Genomic DNA, 16,466 nt, shown 5'->3' on the forward strand with positions numbered 1-16,466 from the left:
CTCCCCCCGCTCACCCTCGAAAGGACTCCGTGCACTCCCGAACCACCGCCTCCACCGTCCTCCTGGGCGCTCTCGCGCTGGGCCTGGCCGCCTGCTCGACCGATGCCTCCGCGCCGGCCGCGGACGACACGGGCTCCGGCCACGGCGCCGTCGCGAACGCCGCCGAGCTCGCCGAGCCGCGCCTGGGGCTGACGTCGATCGACCCGTCGGGCGCCGTGTCGCACCTCGACCTCCTCGACGAGACGGTCACCGGCCTCGGCACCATCGGCGCACCGAGCGCGATGACGACCGACGGCCGCTACCTCTTCGCCCAGACCGATGCGGGCGTCGAGATGGTCGACAGCGGCGTGTGGACCTGGGACCACGTGGACCACTTCCACTACTACCGCGCGGACCCCCGCCTGATCGGCACGGTCGAGGGCTCCGGGACGGCCGTCGTCGCCACGACGAACCTCTCGACCACCGGCGGAACCGGACTCTTCTTCCCCGACTCCGGCGAGGCGGTCCTCCTCGACACCGAGGCGCTGTCGAAGGGGGCGATCGTCGAGCGGTTCCGGAAGGACGTCGAGCCCGGACCCGGGATGGTCGTGCCCGTCGGCTCGTCCGCACTGGTGACCGAGGGGTCCGGATCCGGAGCGGCCGTCGCCGGCTACGACTCGGACGGCGAGCCGACGGGCCTCCGCGAGGCCTGCCCCGACCCCGCCGGGACGATCACCACCCGCGTCGGCGCCGTCATCGGCTGCTCCGACGGCGCACTCCTGGCGTCGATCGAGGACGAGGAGCTCGTCGTCGAGCGGATCCCCTACCCCGCCGGCACCACCGCGCCACCCGCCGCCTCCTTCGACAACCGCGAGGGCCGCCCCACGGTCGCCGGCCTCGCCGGGGACGCGGGCATCTGGCTCCTCGACACCCGGGAGCGCTCCTGGAGCCTCCTCCCCTCTCCCGCCCCGCTGGCGCAGGTCACCGCGGTGGACGACGCGGACGAGACCGTCCTCGCCCTCGCCGCCGACGGCCGCGTGCTGGTTCTCGACGGCTCCGACGGTGCGGTCCTCTCCGAGACCGCGCCCCTCGTCGCGGACACGACCGCGGACGGCTCGCGGCCCGTCCTGATCGCCGACCAGCAGCGGGCCTACCTCAGCGCGCCCGCCGAGCGGAAGCTGCACGAGATCGACTACGCGGACGGCGCGCGCCTCGCCCGCACCTTCGAGACCGCCACCGAGCCGGCCTTCACGGCGGAGACGGGCCGATGAGGCGCCGCTGGGCCCTCGCGTCCGCCGCGGCGGTCCTGCTCCTGTCGGGCTGCACGTCCGCGGAGGAGGACGAGAGGCCCCTCGTCATCGTCTCCACCAACATCCTCGGCGACGTCGTGGGCGAGCTCGTCGGCGACGAGGCGCAGGTCGTCACGCTGATGAAGCCCGACGCCGACCCGCACTCCTTCGAGATCTCGGCGCAGGAGGCGGCGCGCCTGCGCTCCGCCGACCTCGTCGTCTCGAACGGGCTCGGACTCGAAGAGGGCCTGCAGCAGCACCTCGACGAGGCCTCCGGTGAGGACGTCCCCGCGTTCGTCGCCGGCGACGCCGTCGACGTCCTCGACTACAGCGAGGGCGACGCGGAGGGGAGCCCGGACTCGCACTTCTGGACGGACCCCGGCCGGATGATCGACGTCGTCGACTCCCTCGGGCCCGTGCTCGCCGCGCTCGACGGCGTCGATCCGGCCGCCGTCCGGGACCGGACGGCCGGCTACCGCGCCGAGCTCGAGCGGCTCGACTCCGAGATGGCCGCGGCGTTCGCCGCGATCCCCGCCGAGCGCCGCGCCCTCGTCACCAACCACCACGTCTTCGGGTACCTCGCCGACCGCTTCGACTTCGACGTCGTCGGCGCCGTCATCCCGGGAGGCACGACCCTCGCGGCGCCGTCCGCCTCCGACCTCGCCGATCTCGTCGACGCGGTCGAGCAGACCGGCGTCCCCACGATCTTCGCGGAGTCCTCGTCTCCCGACCGCCTGGTCCAGGCGCTCGCGAGCGAGGCCGACATCCGCGTGGAGGTGGTCGAGCTGTTCACGGAGTCCCTGACGGGGCCCGAGGGCGGCGCTCCCGACTACCTCGCCATGATGCGCGTCAACACGCAGCGCATCGCCACCGGGCTCTCCCCGTGAGCCCTCCGATCCACCACCAGGAAGAAGAAGCACCCATGCAGAATCCGCACGTCCGGCGGGCGGGCCTCGGCCTGATCGCCGCCTGCTCGATCACGGTCCTCGCGGCCTGCTCGTCGAGCTCGACCCCGGCCGCCGAGTCCTCGGCGTCCACCGCACCGGCCACCGAGGCCGCGGCGGCCGCCGGCGCCCGCGTCGCCGTCGCCTACGAGGGCGGCATCCTCGTCCTCGACGGCGAGACCCTCGAGACCGTCGCGGACATGGACTCCGAGGAGTTCACCCGCCTCAACCCCGCCGGCGACGACCGCCACGTCATGGTCACCATGAGCGAGGGGTTCCAGCTCCTCGACACCGCCGCCGGCACCGGCGGCGAGCCGGAGCTGACGGACATCGTCTTCCCCGCGGACACCCCGGGCCACGTCGTCCGGCACGCCGGGAAGACCGTCCTCTACGCCGACGGCACGAGCGACACGACCGTCCTCGAGACCGCCGACCTGGCGTCCTCGGACGGGATGCCCGAGACCGAGACCATCCCGGGAGTCGAGGCGCACCACGGCGTCTCGATCGTCCTCGAGGACGGCACCTTCCTCACCACGGTCGGTGATGCCGACGGGCGCAACGGCATCGAGGTGCGCGACGCCTCCGGCGCCGTGACGGCCACGAACGACCAGTGCCCCGGAGTCCACGGAGAGGGCACGGCCGAGAACGAGGTCGTCGTCTTCGGCTGCGAGAACGGCGCCCTGGTCTACGACGGCGGCGAGATCACGAAGCTCGAGGCTCCGGACCAGCCGTACGGCCGCATGGGCAACGCCTGGGTCAGCGAGACCAGCCCGATCATCGTCGGCGACTACAAGGACGACCGCGACGCCGAGGGCTACCTCCTGCACCGCGTGGCGCTGATCGACACCGAGGCGAAGACCCTCGACGTCGTCGACCTGCCCGAGGGCGTCGAGTACACCTTCCGCGGCGTCGCCCGCGGCCCCGACGACCTGGCGTACATGATCGCCTCGGACGGCGCGATCCACGTCCTCGACCCCGAGACCGGCGAGCTGACCGCCTCCTACCCCGTCGTCGACGCCTGGGAGAGCCCGGTCGAGTGGCAGGACCCGCACCCCGCGATCACGGTCGCCGGGGACATCGCCTACGTGACCGACCCGGCCGCCGACAGCATCCACGCCGTCGACCTCACCACGGGAGAGGTCGTCGCCACGGGCGAGCTCGACGTCACGCCGAACGAGATCGCCGTCGCCGCGAGCTGACCATCGGCACGGAGGAGGGGCGCGGGGCCGCGGGCTCCGCGCCCCTCCTGTTCACCTCGAGGGGCCAGGATCTCCGCATGACGACCGACTTCGATCTCGACCAGGTGGTGCGCGACGTGACCGCGAACGTGCGCAAGAAGTTCCCCGACCACTCCGAGGAGCAGGTCGCGCCGCTCGTGCGCGAGGAGCTCGCGGACCTGCAGGACCGGCCCGTGCAGGACTACCTGACGGTGCTCACGGAGCGAGCGGTCAAGCGCCGCCTCAAGCGCGAGGCGCGCGGGGAGTAGACCGGGTCAGGCGAGCGCCCGCTCGATCGACGCCCGCAGCGCCGGAGCCGGCCGGAGCGCGCCCGCCTCCTCCGCTTCGAGGAGCGCCTGCGCGTCCGCCGGGCTGTGCTCGCGGTACCAGCGGTCGACCGGGACGCCGTGCCCGGGCCGGCTCAGCACCTCGACGGCGTCGCCCGCCTCCACCGATCCGCGGTGCAGCACCCGCAGGTACGCGCCGGTGCGCCCCTCGTCGGCGAAGCGCTTCACCCACTGGGGCTCTCCGAGGGCCCGTTGGAACGTCGCGCACGGCGTCCGCGGCATCGTCACCTCGACCTCGACCGCCTCGCCGATCCGCCAGCGCTCGCCGATCACGGCTCCGCTCACGTCGAGGCCCGCGATCCGCAGGTTCTCGCCGAACATCCCCGCGGCCACCGGCCGCCCCAGGCGCTCCGCCCACCAGACCGCGTCCTCGTCGGAGTAGGCGTAGAGCGCCTTGTCGAGGCCGCCGTGGTGCGCGCGATCGGCCTGCACGTCGCCGTAGAGGCCTAAGTCGCGCACTCCGACGGGACCCTCGACCGGCCGCTTGTCGATCGCGGTCACGCCGACCGTGCCGGAGTCGGGCAGGAGGCGGGCGACGCGGCACACGGCGAGCAGGCGGGGCATGCCGCCATGGTGCCAGCACTAGGCTCGCCGCGTGCGCGACGCGACCGCTCCTCCCCGGCTCGACCCCCTCCTCCTCGACGGCCTCGCCGAGGGGTACGCCGGGGACACGGGCGCCCGGGAGCACGCCGAAGGACTGCGCTTCGCCGGCACCGACCTCACCGGCGCCGATCTCACCGCGGCCTCCTTCAGCGAGTGCGTGCTGGAGGGAGTGGTCCTGGACGGCGCCCAGCTGCGGGCCGCGTCGATCGCGGAGTCGCGGCTCGAGCGGCTGGACGTCCCCGGACTCTCGGCGCCGCGGAGCCGGCTCCGATCCGTCGAGCTGCTCGCCTCGCGGCTGGGCTCGGCCGAGCTCTACGAGAGCACCTGGGAGCAGGTGCGCGTGGCCGACTGCAAGCTCGGCTACCTGAACCTCCGCGGAGCCGCGGTGCGCGACGTGCTGCTCGAGCGCTGCACGATCGACGAGCTCGACCTGGCGGGTGCGACCGGCACGCGGCTGCGCCTGGTCGACTGCGACGTCCGCTCCCTCGATCTCTCCCGGGCCCGGATCGAGCACCTCGATCTGCGCGGCGCCGAGCTGCACGTGCTCACCGGGCTGGACGGCCTCCGCGGCGCCACCCTCTCCGAGCTGCAGCTCAGCCTGCTGCTGCCGCTGTTCGCGGAGCACTTCGGGGTGCGGGTGGGCTGAGCCGCCGGTCCGCCTAGCGCCGGCGGGCGATCAGCCGCGTCAGAGCGCGGCGGCCGAGGAGGAACACGGCCAGCACGACGGCCGTCACGATCACGAAGCTCCACTGCACGCCCTGCCCGGAGGCGATCCGCAGGAGCATCCCGCCCGCGACGGTCACCGCCCAGACGACGAGCCCGGCGGGCACGATCCGGTCCGGGGAGCGCCACGAGCGCGTGACGACCCAGCCGAGCAGGAGCGCCGCCAGGAACGGCCAGAGCGTGGTGAGCAGGCCGATCAGCGCCGACCCCTCGTCGTGGCTCCCGCGGCCGATCAGCACGAAGACCAGGACGAGCACGGCGTCGAGGGCGAGGCCGAGGCCCGCGTGCCGGGTCATGCGGGCTCCGTCACGAAGTCGATGAGCTGCTCGACCCGGCCCAGCAGCGCCGGCTCCAGGTCCTGGAAGGTGCGCACCCGGCCGAGGATGCGCTGCCAGGCGCGCGCGATGTCGGCCTGCTCCTCGTGCGGCCAGCCGAGCGCCTCGCAGATCCCGTGCTTCCACTCGGTTCCGCGAGGGATCTCGGGCCAGCGCTCCAGGCCGATCCGGCCGGGCTTCACGGCCTGCCAGACGTCGATGTAGGGGTGGCCGACGACGAGGACGTGGGCGCCGTGCGGACCGGCGGCGACCTGCTCGGCGATCCGCGACTCCTTCGAGCCGCGCACCAGGTGGTCGACGAGCACGCCGATGCGGCGCCCCGGACCGGGCCGGAACTCGCGCACCAGCTCGTCGAGGTTGTCGACGCCCTCGATGTACTCGACGACGACGCCCTCGACCCGCAGGTCGTGGCCCCAGACCTTCTCGACCAGCTCGGCGTCGTGCCGTCCCTCGACGTAGATGCGGCTGGGCAGGGCGACCCGCGCCTTCGCGTCGGCGACGTGGAAGGAGCCGGAGGCGGAGCGCGCGCGACCGAGGCCGGCGTCGCGCTTCAGCCCGGGCGCCTTCAGCGACACGGGCTTCCCCTCGAGGAGGAACCCGGGCCCCAGCGGGAACACGCGGACCTTGCCGAACCGGTCCTCCAGCCGCACCATCCGCAGCTCCACGCCGAGCACGGCACCCACGAAGCCGGAGGCGACCTCCTCGACCACCAGATCGCGCTCGGCCTCGACCACCGCCACCTCGACCCTGCCGCGGGCGCGCCAGTCGCCGGCGAGCACGTCCTGCCCGTACCTGTCCTCGTCCATCGCACCGAGGGTAGCCGGAGGCGCGCGGGGCGCCGCGCGGACACGGCGCATGCACCTCTGCTTACATGAGCAGATGACCGAGGACCTCGAACCCGCCGCCGAGCTCTTCAAGGTGCTGTCCTCCTCCTCCCGGCTGCGCCTGCTCCGGGCCCTCGCCGAGGAGACGTCGACGGTCGGGCGGCTGGCCGAGGTGACCGGGCTCTCGCAGCCGCTGGTCTCGCAGCACCTGCGGATGCTCCGCACCGCCGGGCTGGTCGCGGTCGAGCGCGTGGGCCGCGAGGCGCACTACTCCGTCGCCGACACCCACGTCACGCACATCGTCGACGACGCTGTCCGGCACGCCCTGGAGGGGTGACCTCCGATGATCGCTCTCGATTAGGCGCATCCATTGCAATGCGTTTATGGATCTGGTCGACTGGAGCCCGTCGCGTCCGCGGCCCCCGCATCCGGAAAGGCAGCACCATGAGCACCACCGATCTCCACGCCGAGCACCCCGTCACCGAGCACGGGCACGGCGAGGGCTGCGGCCACCCGGCCGTGCAGCACGAGGACCACGTCGACTACGTCCACGGCACGCACCACCACGCCCTGCACGGCGACCACTACGACGAGCACGAGTCGGAGGCCGAGCACTCGACCGCCGACCACGAGCACGGCGACGCCTGCGGCCACGAGACCGTGCAGCACGACGACCACGTGGACTTCGTCCACGACGGCCACAAGCACGCCGCTCACGCCGGCCACTACGACGAGCACTGAGGCCGTGCGCGACGGGAGGGCTCGCACCCTCCCGTCGGCGCTCAGCCCTGACGGGCCTTGAAGCGCGGGTTCAGCTTGTTGATCACGAAGACGCGGCCCCGGCGGCGGACCACCTGCGAGCCGGGCTGCGCCTTCATCGACCTGAGGGAGTTGCGGACCTTCACGGATGCTCCTGTCGTTAATGAGAACTGTTATCGATAGAGTAGCGGTCCATGGAGCCCCACCACCCCGCTGCCCCCGTCCTCGCCGTCACCCTCGTCAGCGCGACCGACCCCCAGGACGCCGGGCGGACCGCCGCGCTCCTCGCCGGCAGGCCCGAGTCCCGGATCGCCTTCGAGGTCGATCCGCCCGGCGCCGACGGTCCCGCTCTCGCCGAGGAGCTCCACCGGCGCCTCGCGGCCGACGCCGACGACGGCCACCGCGGTCACACGGTCGTCGCCCTCGATGGCCAGGCCGACCCGCTCGAGATCGGACTCGTGCTCGAGCACCTCTGCGCGCAGCGGCATCCCGCCGACACCCGCATCGCGATCCTCGACGTGGTCGCCGTGACGTCGACGGAGGAGATCCTGCGCGAGCTCTGCGGCGGCGCGGGCCCCTCCTTCGACTCGGCGGAGCGCCTCGCCGCCCGCCTGGAGTTCTCGAGCCTCGTCGCCCTCGCCGAGCCCCTCTCCGAGAGCGACCCCGAGCGGACCGCACTCGTCCGCGACCTCCTGCGAGCACTCGCCCCCACCGCCGATCTCCTCCCCGCCGGTGAGCTCCCGGCGGCGCCACGGAGGCTCCACCCCCGGCGCGCGCACGCGATCGCCTCCTCGATGGGCTGGCAGTGCGCCCTCAACGGGACCTCGCGGCGCCGCGCCTCGGGCACGACCGTCGAGGAGTTCGTGTTCCGCGATCCGCTGCCCTTCCACCCCGGCCGCCTGAGCACGGCGGTCCACGGGGAGCTGGTGGCGGAGAAGGTGGGCCGCATCCTCCGCTCCCGCGGCCTGGTGCGCCTGGCGACGCGCGCCGACCGGGTCGGCTCGTGGTCGGTCGCCGGCGACGTGCTGACGCTGGACCCGACCAGCCTGCTCAGCTGGGACGAGGACGCGCCTCTCGGCCAGGAGCTCGCCTTCTTCGGGACGGGCCTGGACACCGGGAGGCTGACCGCCGTCCTGCAGAGCTGCCTGCTCACCCCCGAGGAGCTGCTGGCCGGCCCCGCCGCCTGGGCGGAGTACGCGGACCCCTTCCCGCGCTGGGTGGACGAGCACCGGAACTGAACCGAGCGCCCTCCGTCGCGCGGGACTCGACGAGAGCGACCCGGCCCCTGCGTCCGAGCGCCGCCCGCCCACGCCAGCCGACCGTGCGCCGGGAGTGTGACGCGCGGGGGCTCCCGCCGGGCGGCGGGTGGGTAGGCTGACCGGACAGCACGTGCTCCGGGGTCGGTGGGAATTCCGAACCGGCGGTCACAGTCCGCGAGCCGCAGCCCCTCGAGAGGGGCGGCGGTTGACCTGGTGGAACTCCAGGACCGACGGTGAAAGTCCGGAGGAGAGGCAGCACGAGCGTCGCGCATCACCGCGCGATGCTGAGCGACGGTGCCCGCGCACCGTCGATCGAGACCCCGGAGTTCGGCGACGAACGGAAGAACCGGGAATGACGATCGACTACGAGCACGCGATGCGCCGGGCGCTGGCGCTCGCCGAGCGCGGGCCCGCCCGCGGACCCAACCCGCGCGTGGGCTGCGTGATCCTCGCGCCCGACGGCATCGTCCTCGGCGAGGGCTGGCACCACGGAGCCGGCACCGCGCACGCCGAGGTCGACGCCCTGTCGCACGTCGCGCCGGGCGCCGCCGAGGGCGCGACGGCCGTCGTCTCGCTCGAGCCGTGCGACCACACAGGGCGCACGGGTCCCTGCAGCCGCGCCCTGATCGAGGCGGGCGTCTCCCGCGTCGTCTACGCCGTGCCGGACCCGGGCGAGCGCTCGGCCGGCGGCGGTCGCACCCTCCGCGAGGCCGGCGTCGAGGTGATCGAGGGCGTGCTCGCCGAGGAGGGAGAGCAGTTCCTCCACCCGTGGCTCACCGCGACCCGCCTGCACCGCCCCTTCGTCACGCTCAAGTGGGCCTCGACCCTCGACGGCCGCACCGCGGCGGCGGACGGCAGCAGCCGCTGGATCACGGGAGCGGCGGCCCGGCAGCGCGTGCACGAGCAGCGTGCCGCGCACGACGCGATCCTCGTCGGCACCGGGACCGTCCTCGCCGACGATCCCGCGCTCACCGCCCGCGGCGACGGAGGCGATCTCCTCCCCCACCAGCCGGTGCCCGTCGTCGTCGGCACGCGCCCCGTGCCGCCGGGCGCCCGCCTGCACGAGCACCCCCGCGCCGTCGTGGTCGAGCGCACCCGCGACCTCGCCGCGGTCCTCGCGCACCTCTACTCCGCCGAGATCCGCAGCGTCTACGTCGAGGCCGGACCGACACTCGCCTCCGCGCTCGTCGCCGACGGACTGGTCGACGAGTACCTCGTGTTCCTCGCGCCCGCGCTCCTCGGCGGCCCCCGCCTCGCGCTCGGCGACCTCGGCGTGGAGAGCATCGGCGGGGCCCGGCGCCTCTCCCTCCGCTCGGTCGAGATCCTCGGCGACGACCTCTTCGTGACCGCGCGCCCCGACGTCCTCCCCGCGGGCGGTGCCGGCACCCCGGCCCGCCTCCCCCACGCCCTGCAGATGGAGACCCACTGATGTTCACCGGAATCATCGAGGAGAAGGGCGTCGTGACCGCTGTCGAGGCGGGCGCCGACGCGATCCGCCTCAGCATCCGCGGGCCCCTCGCCGTCGAGGGCGTGCGGCACGGCGACTCGATCGCGGTCTCGGGCGTCTGCCTCACCGTGGTCGAGCACACCGACCAGGGCTTCACCGCCGACGTCATGGCGCAGACCCTGCGGATGTCGACCCTCGACACCGTGGGCGTCGGCGACCCCGTGAACCTCGAGCGCGCCGCGCTGGTGGGCGACCGGCTCGGCGGCCACATCGTCCAGGGCCACATCGACGGCACGGCGACGCTGCTCGCGATCGCACCGGGCGAGGCCTGGCGGGTGCTGCGGTTCTCGCTGCCGACCGGCATCGCTCCGCTCGTCGTCGACAAGGGCTCGATCGCGGTGGACGGCGTCTCGCTGACCGTCTCGGCGATCAGCCCCGCCGCCGAGCCGGAGCAGTGGTTCGAGGTCTCGCTGATCCCCGAGACGCTCGCCGTCACCACGCTGGGCGCGCGCGCGAACGGCGATCGGGTCAACATCGAGACCGACGTCCTGGCCCGCCACGTGGAGCGGATGCTCGCGCTGCGCTCGATCGCGGAGGCCCGCTCATGAGCCTCGCCACCATCCCCGAGGCCGTCGAGGCGCTGCGCGCCGGGCGCCCGATCATCGTCGCGGACGACGAGGGCCGCGAGAACGAGGGCGACGTCATCGTCTCGGCCCAGCTCGCCAGCCAGGAGACGATCGCCTGGATGGTCCGCCACTCCTCCGGGTTCATCTGCGCGCCGATGACCAACGAGATCGCCGACCGCCTCGCCCTGCCGCTGATGGTGGTCGAGAACGAGGACCCGCGCGGCACCGCCTACACGCTGTCCGTCGACGCGGCCGACCGGCTCTCCACCGGCATCAGCGCCTCCGACCGCGCGCACACCCTCCGCGTGCTGGCCGACCCCGAGGCGACCCCGTCCCGCCTGAACCGCCCCGGCCACATCCTGCCGCTGCGCGCCGTCGACGGCGGCGTGCGCGAGCGCGACGGGCACACGGAGGCGGCGGTCGACCTGATGAAGCTCGCCGGCCTGTACCCCGTGGGCGCGATCTCCGAGATCGTCGCCGAGGACGGCGAGATGATGCGGCTGCCCGGGCTGATCGCTCTCGGCGAGCGCGAGGGCGTGCCGGTGACCACGGTCGCGGCCCTCATCGCGTACCTGCAGGAGTTCCACTGCGACGCGGAGGTGCCCGTCACGGTCGCGGTCCCGGAGAGCGCGCGGGTGAGCTTCGAGGTCGAGACCACGGTGCCGACCACCCACGGCCCGTTCCGCATCCGCGCCTACCGCGACCGGCAGACCGGAGCGGATCACGTCGCGATCCTCGCGGGAGAGGTCGCCGCGGGGCGGCCCGCACTGGTGCGCGTGCACTCCGAGTGCCTGACCGGCGAGGCGTTCGGCTCGCTGAAGTGCGAGTGCGGACCCCAGCTCGACGCCGCCCTCGACACGATCCAGCGGGACGGCGGCGTCGTCGTCTACCTCCGCGGGCACGAGGGCCGGGGCATCGGCCTGATCAACAAGCTGCGCGCCTACCGCCTGCAGGAGGACGGCCTCGACACCCTCGACGCGAACCTCGCCCTCGGGCTCCCCGCCGACGCGCGGGACTACGGAGCGGCGGTCGGGATCCTCGAGGACCTCGGCCTCACCGAGGTGCGCCTGCTCACCAACAACCCCGAGAAGGTCCGCCAGCTCACCGACCGCGGCATCGTCGTCGCCGAGCGCGTGCCGCTCGTCGTCGGAGTCGGCGCCTTCAACGAGGGCTACCTCGAGACCAAGCGCGACCGCATGGGCCACACCCTCGACAGCGTCCTCGACCACGACCCCCTCGACGCCGGGATCTCCGGCCTCGCCCTCGACGCCGGGATCGCCGGCGCCACCACGAAGGAGTAGCAATGGCCGGTAGCGGCGCCCCCACCACCTCCCCTCTCGACGGCGCGGGACTGCGCGTCGTCGTCATCGCGGGCACCTGGCACGAGCAGATCAGCGACGGCCTGATCGCCGGAGCGGGCCGAGCCCTCGACGAGGCCGGAGCATCCTGGTCGCTCGTGCGCGTGCCCGGCTCGTTCGAGCTGCCCGTCGCCTCGAAGGCGGCCCTGGAGGCGGGGGCCGATGCGGTCGTCGCCCTCGGCGTGATCATCCGCGGCGGCACCCCGCACTTCGAGTACGTCTCGGACGCCGCCACCTCCGGGCTCACCACCGTCTCGATCCTGACGGGCAAGCCGGTCGGCTTCGGCGTGCTCACCCTCGACACCGAGCAGCAGGGCATCGATCGCGCGGGCCTTCCCGGCTCGAAGGAGGACAAGGGGCGCGAGGCGGCCGAGGCGGCGGTCTCGACCGCTCTGCTCCTCCGCTCGCTGCGCAGCTGAACCACTGCGGGCGGCCCCCGTCCTGGGGCCGCCCGCACACGAACCTGGGAGAACACGGAGTAAAGTGGTCGGGTCGTCACGAGCGACCCCTCTCTCCTCCCCCTCGCCCCAGCGGTCCGCGACGCCCGATCGACGCCCCGCCCCGCCGGCTCAGGGGGAGTCGCCGTCCACACGGAGCCCCTCCCTCATGTCCTCTCCCGCCGTCTCCGACGCGCCAGCAGCCGCCCCGCAGAACTCCCGCGGCCGCGTCATCCTCGCCAGCCTCATCGGCACCTCGATCGAGTTCTACGACTTCTACGCCTACGCGACCGCCGCCGTCCTGGTCTTCCCGTCGCTCTTCTTCGTCAACGAGGACCCGGCCACGGCCCTCCTCGCCTCCTTCGCCGTCTTCGGCGTCGCGTTCATCGCGCGCCCGATCGGGTCGATCATCTTCGGCCACTTCGGCGACCGCGTCGGCCGCAAGGGCACCCTCGTCGCCTCACTGCTCACCATGGGCGTCGCGACCTTCCTGATCGGCTGCCTGCCCACCGCGCTCACGCCCGGCTGGGAGTTCCTCGCTCCGTTCCTGCTCGTGGTGATGCGCTTCTGCCAGGGCCTCGGCCTCGGCGGCGAGTGGTCCGGAGCCGCGCTGCTCGCGACCGAGAACGCACCGGCCGGCAAGCGCGCCATCTACGGCACCTTCCCGCAGCTGGGCGCACCGATCGGCTTCATCGTCGCCAACGTCCTGTTCCTGGTGCTCGCGAGCACGATGAGCGACGAGACGTTCGCGGCCTGGGGCTGGCGCGTGCCGTTCCTGGCGAGCGCCGTGCTCGTGATCATCGGGCTCTACGTGCGGTTCAAGCTCGTCGAGACGCCCGCGTTCCAGAAGGTCGTCGAGAAGGGCGAGGTCGCCAAGCTGCCCCTCGCCCGCGTCTTCGTCACCAGCTGGCGCCCGCTCATCCTGGGCACCTTCATCATGCTGGCGACCTACGTGCTCTTCTACCTGATGACCACGTTCACGCTGACCTACGGCACCTCACCCGTCGACGGCGCGGTTCCGGGCCTCGGCTACACGCGCAACGACTTCCTCGTCATGCTGATCGTCGGCGTGGTGTTCTTCGGGATCTTCACGCTCGTCTCCGGCCCGCTCGCAGAGCGCTTCGGCCGCCGGCGGACGCTGCTCGTGGTGACCGCGGCGATCCTCGTGTTCGGCCTGCTCTTCGTGCCCCTGTTCAGCGCCGGCTTCGCGGGCGTCATGGCCGTCCTGATCCTCGGCTTCACGCTGATGGGCCTGACCTTCGGCCCGATGGGCGCCGTCCTCCCCGAGCTGTTCCCGACCAACGTCCGCTACACCGGCTCGGCGATGGCGTACAACCTCGCATCGATCCTCGGAGCGGCCCTCGCGCCGATCATCGCGGTCGCGCTCTGGAGGGCGGCGGGCGGCAGCACCGTGCTGGTCGGCCTCTACCTCAGCGCCGCGGCCGTGCTGACGCTGATCGCGCTCCTGCTCTCCAAGGAGACGAAGAACGCGTCGTACCACGACAACGTCTCGTAGGACTCCCTGCAGAGGACGGCCCGACGGGATCCCCCGGCGGGCCGTCCGCGTCTCCGCTGCCTCCCTGAGCACCGGGCCCGCCCTCTGGCGGCCTGCTCGCAGCGACGACGGGGCAGAATGGACCGCGATGAGCACCACCACCTCCCGGCGCGGCGGACGACGACCCTCCCGCGACGACGGACCCCGCGCCTCCTTCTCGCAGCTCGTGCCCTACCTGCTCGAGCACCGCGGCATCCTCTCGGTCGTCGTGGTCCTCAGCCTGTTCGGAGCGGCGGCGAGCCTCGGCCAGCCCCTGCTCGTCGGCCAGGTCATCACCCGGGTCCAGTCCGGTCTCGATCTCGGCCCGCTGGTGTGGGCCCTCGTCGGCCTGGTCGTGGCCTCCGGGCTCATCTCGGGCTTCGCGCACTACCTGCTCCAGCGCACCGGCGAGGGAATCGTGCTCTCGAGCCGCCGCCGCCTCGTCGCACGGCTGCTGCGCCTCCCCATCCGAGAGTTCGACGCGCGCCGCACCGGCGACCTCGTCTCGCGCGTCGGCTCCGACTCCACGCTCCTGCGCGCGGTGCTGACCCAGGGGCTCGTCGACTCGATCGCGGGCTCCCTCGTCTTCGTCGGCGCGATCATCGCGATGGCCGTCATCGACTGGGTGCTGCTGCTGATCATCGTGGCGGTGGTGGCGGTGGCCCTCGGGCTCGCGCTGACCCTCGGCCGCGGCATCCGCACCGCCAGCCGCAAGGCGCAGGAGAAGGTCGGCGATCTGGCCGCGGCCGTCGAGCGCGCCATCAGCGCCGTCCGGACGATCCGTGCCGCCGGAGCCACCGACCGTGAGATCGCGGTCGTCGACCAGCACGCGACGGAGGCGTACCGCCTCGGGATCCGCGTCGCGCACGTCTCGGCCCTCGTGGTGCCGGTGGCGGGGATCGCCATGCAGGTCGCCTTCCTCGCCGTCCTCGGCGTCGGCGGCTACCGCGTCGCGTCCGGCGCGATCGACATCGCCCAGCTGGTCTCGTTCATCCTCTTCCTCTTCATGATGGTGATGCCGCTCGGCAACTTCATCGGCGCCATCACCTCGGTGAACTCGGCGCTGGGCGCCCTCGGCCGCATCCAGGAGATCATCGACCTACCGATCGAGGGCGACGGCGACGCCTCCGCGGGCGGCCTCGGCGCCGGCGTGGCGGAGGAGGCCATCTCCTTCGAGGACGTGGTGTTCTCCTACGAGGAGGGCGCCGTGCCCGACGCGGCGGCCGTGGCGGACGAGCGCGACCGCACCGTCCTGCGCGGCGTCTCCTTCACCGTGCCGCGCGGCAAGCGCACCGCCCTGGTCGGGCCGTCGGGAGCGGGCAAGAGCACGATCCTCGCCCTCATCGAGCGGTTCTACGACCCGGAGGCCGGCGTCGTCCGACTCGGCGGTGTCGACATCACGGCCATCGACCGCGACGCGCTCCGCGCGCAGATCGGCTACGTCGAGCAGGACGCCCCCGTCCTGGCCGGCACCATCCGCGAGAACCTCGTCCTCGGCCGCCCCGACGCCGACGACGCCGACTGCCTCCGGGTGCTCGAGGCGGTGAACCTGACCGACGTGCTCGAGCGCAACCCGCTCGGCCTGCACGCGCCGGTGGGCGAGAGCGGAGTGATGCTCTCGGGCGGCGAGCGTCAGCGCCTCGCGATCGGCCGCGCGCTCCTGGCGGCCCCGCCGATCCTGCTGCTGGACGAGTCCACGTCGAGCCTCGACGGCCTCAACGAGCAGCGCCTGCGCCTGGCGATCGACGCGGTCGCCGAGAACCGGACCCTGCTGGTGATCGCGCACCGCCTGTCGACGGTGGTCGACTCCGACCGCATCGTCGTGCTGCAGAAGGGCGAGGTCGTGGGAGTCGGCACCCACTCCGAGCTCGTCGAGTCGACGCCGCTCTACCGGGACCTCGCCAAGCACCAGCTGCTCGTCTGACGGGCGCCGCAGCGGCGTCTCGCGACCGCCGCCGCCTCATGCCGGTCGACCAGCCGCGCAGCGGCGTCTCGAGACGCCCGCACGTCTCGACCAGCAGCCTGCGCCCGCTCGTCCCTCAGCGCGGCGGCAGCCGCAGGGCCCCGTCGAGCCGGATGGTCTCGCCGTTGATCATGGGGTTCTCGACGATGTGCCGCACCAGGGCCGCGAACTCCTCGGGGCGTCCGAGGCGGGCCGGATGCGGCGTCGCCGAGCCGAGCGCCTCGCGGGCCTTGTCCGGCAGCCCGGCGAGCAGGGGCGTGTCGAACGTGCCCGGTGCGATCGACACCACGCGCACGAGCCGGGCCGCGAGCTCGCGCGCGAGCGGCAGGGTCATCGCCGCCACGGCTCCCTTCGACGCGGCGTAGGCCGCCTGTCCGATCTGCCCCTCGAAGGCGGCGACGGAGGCGGTCGTGACCAGGACTCCCCGCTCCCCATCGATCGGCTCCCGCTCGGCGATCGACGCCGCGGCGAGGCGCAGCACGTTGAGCGTCCCGGTCGTGTTGATCCGCAGCACCCGGTCGAACTGCTCGAGCGGCAGCGGCCCGTCGCGTCCGAGCAGCCGCCCGGGTGTGGCCACGCCCGCACAGCTCACGGCGACGCGCAGCTCCCCCGCCGCCGCCACGGCGCGCGAGACGGCGTCCGGATCGAGGACGTCCCCGGCGATCAGCTGCACGGAGGCGGGCAGACGCGCGGCCTCCACCGCGTGCGGCAGATCGAGCACGACCACGTGCGCTCCTGCGGCGTCGAGCGCCGTCGCCGTCGCGGCTCCCAGTCCGGATGCTCCTCCCGCGATCAGCGCGGACGTCCCCTCGGGTCGCACGG

Annotated in this window: 19 protein-coding genes and 1 riboswitch; of the genes, 14 read left to right on the plus strand and 5 right to left on the minus strand. The window is 73.4% G+C overall.

The window, feature by feature from the left end; all coding sequences use genetic code 11:
* Nucleotides 1–29 precede the first annotated feature (29 nt).
* The 4 genes from C5C35_RS07660 (at nucleotide 30) to C5C35_RS07675 (ending at nucleotide 3,698) form a co-directional block, all read left to right on the plus strand.
* Nucleotides 30–1,250, plus strand: a complete 1,221-nt coding sequence (locus C5C35_RS07660) for an ABC transporter (protein WP_104262879.1) — start codon at nucleotides 30–32, stop codon at nucleotides 1,248–1,250.
* Nucleotides 1,247–2,155: a zinc ABC transporter substrate-binding protein AztC gene (aztC, locus tag C5C35_RS07665; RefSeq protein WP_104250617.1), complete on the plus strand. Its 909-nt coding sequence runs from the start codon at nucleotides 1,247–1,249 to the stop codon at nucleotides 2,153–2,155. The genes C5C35_RS07660 and aztC overlap by 4 nt, the downstream gene beginning before the upstream one ends.
* A gap of 35 nt (nucleotides 2,156–2,190) precedes the next feature.
* On the plus strand, nucleotides 2,191–3,411 hold the full coding sequence (gene aztD, locus C5C35_RS07670; RefSeq protein WP_104262880.1) for a zinc metallochaperone AztD: 1,221 nt from the start codon (nucleotides 2,191–2,193) through the stop codon (nucleotides 3,409–3,411).
* A 77-nt stretch (nucleotides 3,412–3,488) separates the two neighbouring features.
* A complete protein-coding gene (locus tag C5C35_RS07675) occupies nucleotides 3,489–3,698 on the plus strand; it encodes a three-helix bundle dimerization domain-containing protein (RefSeq protein ID WP_104262881.1) in 210 nt (69 codons plus the stop codon).
* Between the two features lie 6 nt (nucleotides 3,699–3,704).
* On the opposite strand, the gene C5C35_RS07680 is transcribed toward C5C35_RS07675, so the two are convergent.
* Entirely contained in the window at nucleotides 3,705–4,340 is a 636-nt protein-coding gene (locus C5C35_RS07680; protein ID WP_104255826.1) for an MOSC domain-containing protein, read from the minus strand.
* Between the two features lie 31 nt (nucleotides 4,341–4,371).
* Between C5C35_RS07680 and C5C35_RS07685 the strand changes: the two genes are divergently transcribed.
* Nucleotides 4,372–5,025 carry a pentapeptide repeat-containing protein gene (locus C5C35_RS07685; protein ID WP_104233714.1) on the plus strand — a complete coding sequence of 218 codons (654 nt, stop codon included), beginning with the start codon at nucleotides 4,372–4,374 and terminating at the stop codon, nucleotides 5,023–5,025.
* Between the two features lie 13 nt (nucleotides 5,026–5,038).
* Here the strand turns inward: C5C35_RS07685 and C5C35_RS07690 are convergent, their stop codons facing one another.
* Nucleotides 5,039–5,398, minus strand: a complete 360-nt coding sequence (locus tag C5C35_RS07690) for a DUF3054 domain-containing protein (RefSeq protein ID WP_104233715.1) — start codon at nucleotides 5,396–5,398, stop codon at nucleotides 5,039–5,041.
* Nucleotides 5,395–6,243 (minus strand): DUF3097 domain-containing protein, encoded by an 849-nt coding sequence (locus tag C5C35_RS07695; RefSeq protein ID WP_104226898.1) that lies wholly within the window; start codon nucleotides 6,241–6,243, stop codon nucleotides 5,395–5,397. Before C5C35_RS07695 ends, C5C35_RS07690 begins: the two co-directional genes overlap by 4 nt.
* Nucleotides 6,244–6,316: 73 nt before the next feature.
* Here C5C35_RS07695 and C5C35_RS07700 point away from each other — a divergent pair, with 73 nt between their 5' ends.
* Nucleotides 6,317–6,598, plus strand: a complete 282-nt coding sequence (locus C5C35_RS07700; RefSeq protein ID WP_104222235.1) for a helix-turn-helix transcriptional regulator — start codon at nucleotides 6,317–6,319, stop codon at nucleotides 6,596–6,598.
* A 107-nt stretch (nucleotides 6,599–6,705) separates the two neighbouring features.
* Nucleotides 6,706–7,002, plus strand: coding sequence for a hypothetical protein (locus tag C5C35_RS17230; RefSeq protein ID WP_104247339.1), 297 nt, complete (start codon nucleotides 6,706–6,708; stop codon nucleotides 7,000–7,002).
* 41 nt (nucleotides 7,003–7,043) lie between these two features.
* Here C5C35_RS17230 and ykgO read toward each other — a convergent pair whose 3' ends face one another.
* The gene (gene ykgO, locus C5C35_RS07710; RefSeq protein WP_104226896.1) at nucleotides 7,044–7,166 is read right to left on the minus strand and encodes a type B 50S ribosomal protein L36; all 123 of its coding nucleotides are present in this window, start codon (nucleotides 7,164–7,166) and stop codon (nucleotides 7,044–7,046) included.
* A gap of 48 nt (nucleotides 7,167–7,214) precedes the next feature.
* Here ykgO and C5C35_RS07715 point away from each other — a divergent pair, with 48 nt between their 5' ends.
* The 7 genes from C5C35_RS07715 (at nucleotide 7,215) to C5C35_RS07745 (ending at nucleotide 15,605) form a co-directional block, all read left to right on the plus strand.
* Complete coding sequence (locus C5C35_RS07715) at nucleotides 7,215–8,258, plus strand: GTP-binding protein (RefSeq protein ID WP_104262882.1); 1,044 nt, start codon at nucleotides 7,215–7,217, stop codon at nucleotides 8,256–8,258.
* Between the two features lie 149 nt (nucleotides 8,259–8,407).
* A riboswitch (FMN riboswitch) is annotated at nucleotides 8,408–8,540 on the plus strand.
* Nucleotides 8,541–8,631: 91 nt separating this feature from the next.
* Nucleotides 8,632–9,708: a bifunctional diaminohydroxyphosphoribosylaminopyrimidine deaminase/5-amino-6-(5-phosphoribosylamino)uracil reductase RibD gene (gene ribD / locus C5C35_RS07720; protein ID WP_258066328.1), complete on the plus strand. Its 1,077-nt coding sequence runs from the start codon at nucleotides 8,632–8,634 to the stop codon at nucleotides 9,706–9,708.
* Nucleotides 9,708–10,334: a riboflavin synthase gene (locus C5C35_RS07725; RefSeq protein WP_104262883.1), complete on the plus strand. Its 627-nt coding sequence runs from the start codon at nucleotides 9,708–9,710 to the stop codon at nucleotides 10,332–10,334. The genes ribD and C5C35_RS07725 overlap by 1 nt, the downstream gene beginning before the upstream one ends.
* Nucleotides 10,331–11,653 carry a GTP cyclohydrolase II gene (gene ribA / locus C5C35_RS07730; RefSeq protein WP_104222225.1) on the plus strand — a complete coding sequence of 441 codons (1,323 nt, stop codon included), beginning with the start codon at nucleotides 10,331–10,333 and terminating at the stop codon, nucleotides 11,651–11,653. Before C5C35_RS07725 ends, ribA begins: the two co-directional genes overlap by 4 nt.
* Before the next feature lie 2 nt (nucleotides 11,654–11,655).
* The gene (gene ribH, locus C5C35_RS07735) at nucleotides 11,656–12,129 is read left to right on the plus strand and encodes a 6,7-dimethyl-8-ribityllumazine synthase (protein ID WP_104222223.1); all 474 of its coding nucleotides are present in this window, start codon (nucleotides 11,656–11,658) and stop codon (nucleotides 12,127–12,129) included.
* A 187-nt stretch (nucleotides 12,130–12,316) separates the two neighbouring features.
* A complete protein-coding gene (locus C5C35_RS07740) occupies nucleotides 12,317–13,663 on the plus strand; it encodes an MFS transporter (RefSeq protein ID WP_104222221.1) in 1,347 nt (448 codons plus the stop codon).
* A 127-nt stretch (nucleotides 13,664–13,790) separates the two neighbouring features.
* Entirely contained in the window at nucleotides 13,791–15,605 is a 1,815-nt protein-coding gene (locus C5C35_RS07745; protein ID WP_104233721.1) for an ABC transporter ATP-binding protein, read from the plus strand.
* 115 nt (nucleotides 15,606–15,720) lie between these two features.
* Here C5C35_RS07745 and C5C35_RS07750 read toward each other — a convergent pair whose 3' ends face one another.
* Entirely contained in the window at nucleotides 15,721–16,464 is a 744-nt protein-coding gene (locus C5C35_RS07750; protein WP_104262884.1) for an SDR family oxidoreductase, read from the minus strand.
* Between the last annotated feature and the right edge of the window lie 2 nt (nucleotides 16,465–16,466).

This window comes from Rathayibacter sp. AY1F8 (assembly GCF_002932165.1).
Classification (GTDB): Bacteria; Actinomycetota; Actinomycetes; order Actinomycetales; family Microbacteriaceae; genus Rathayibacter.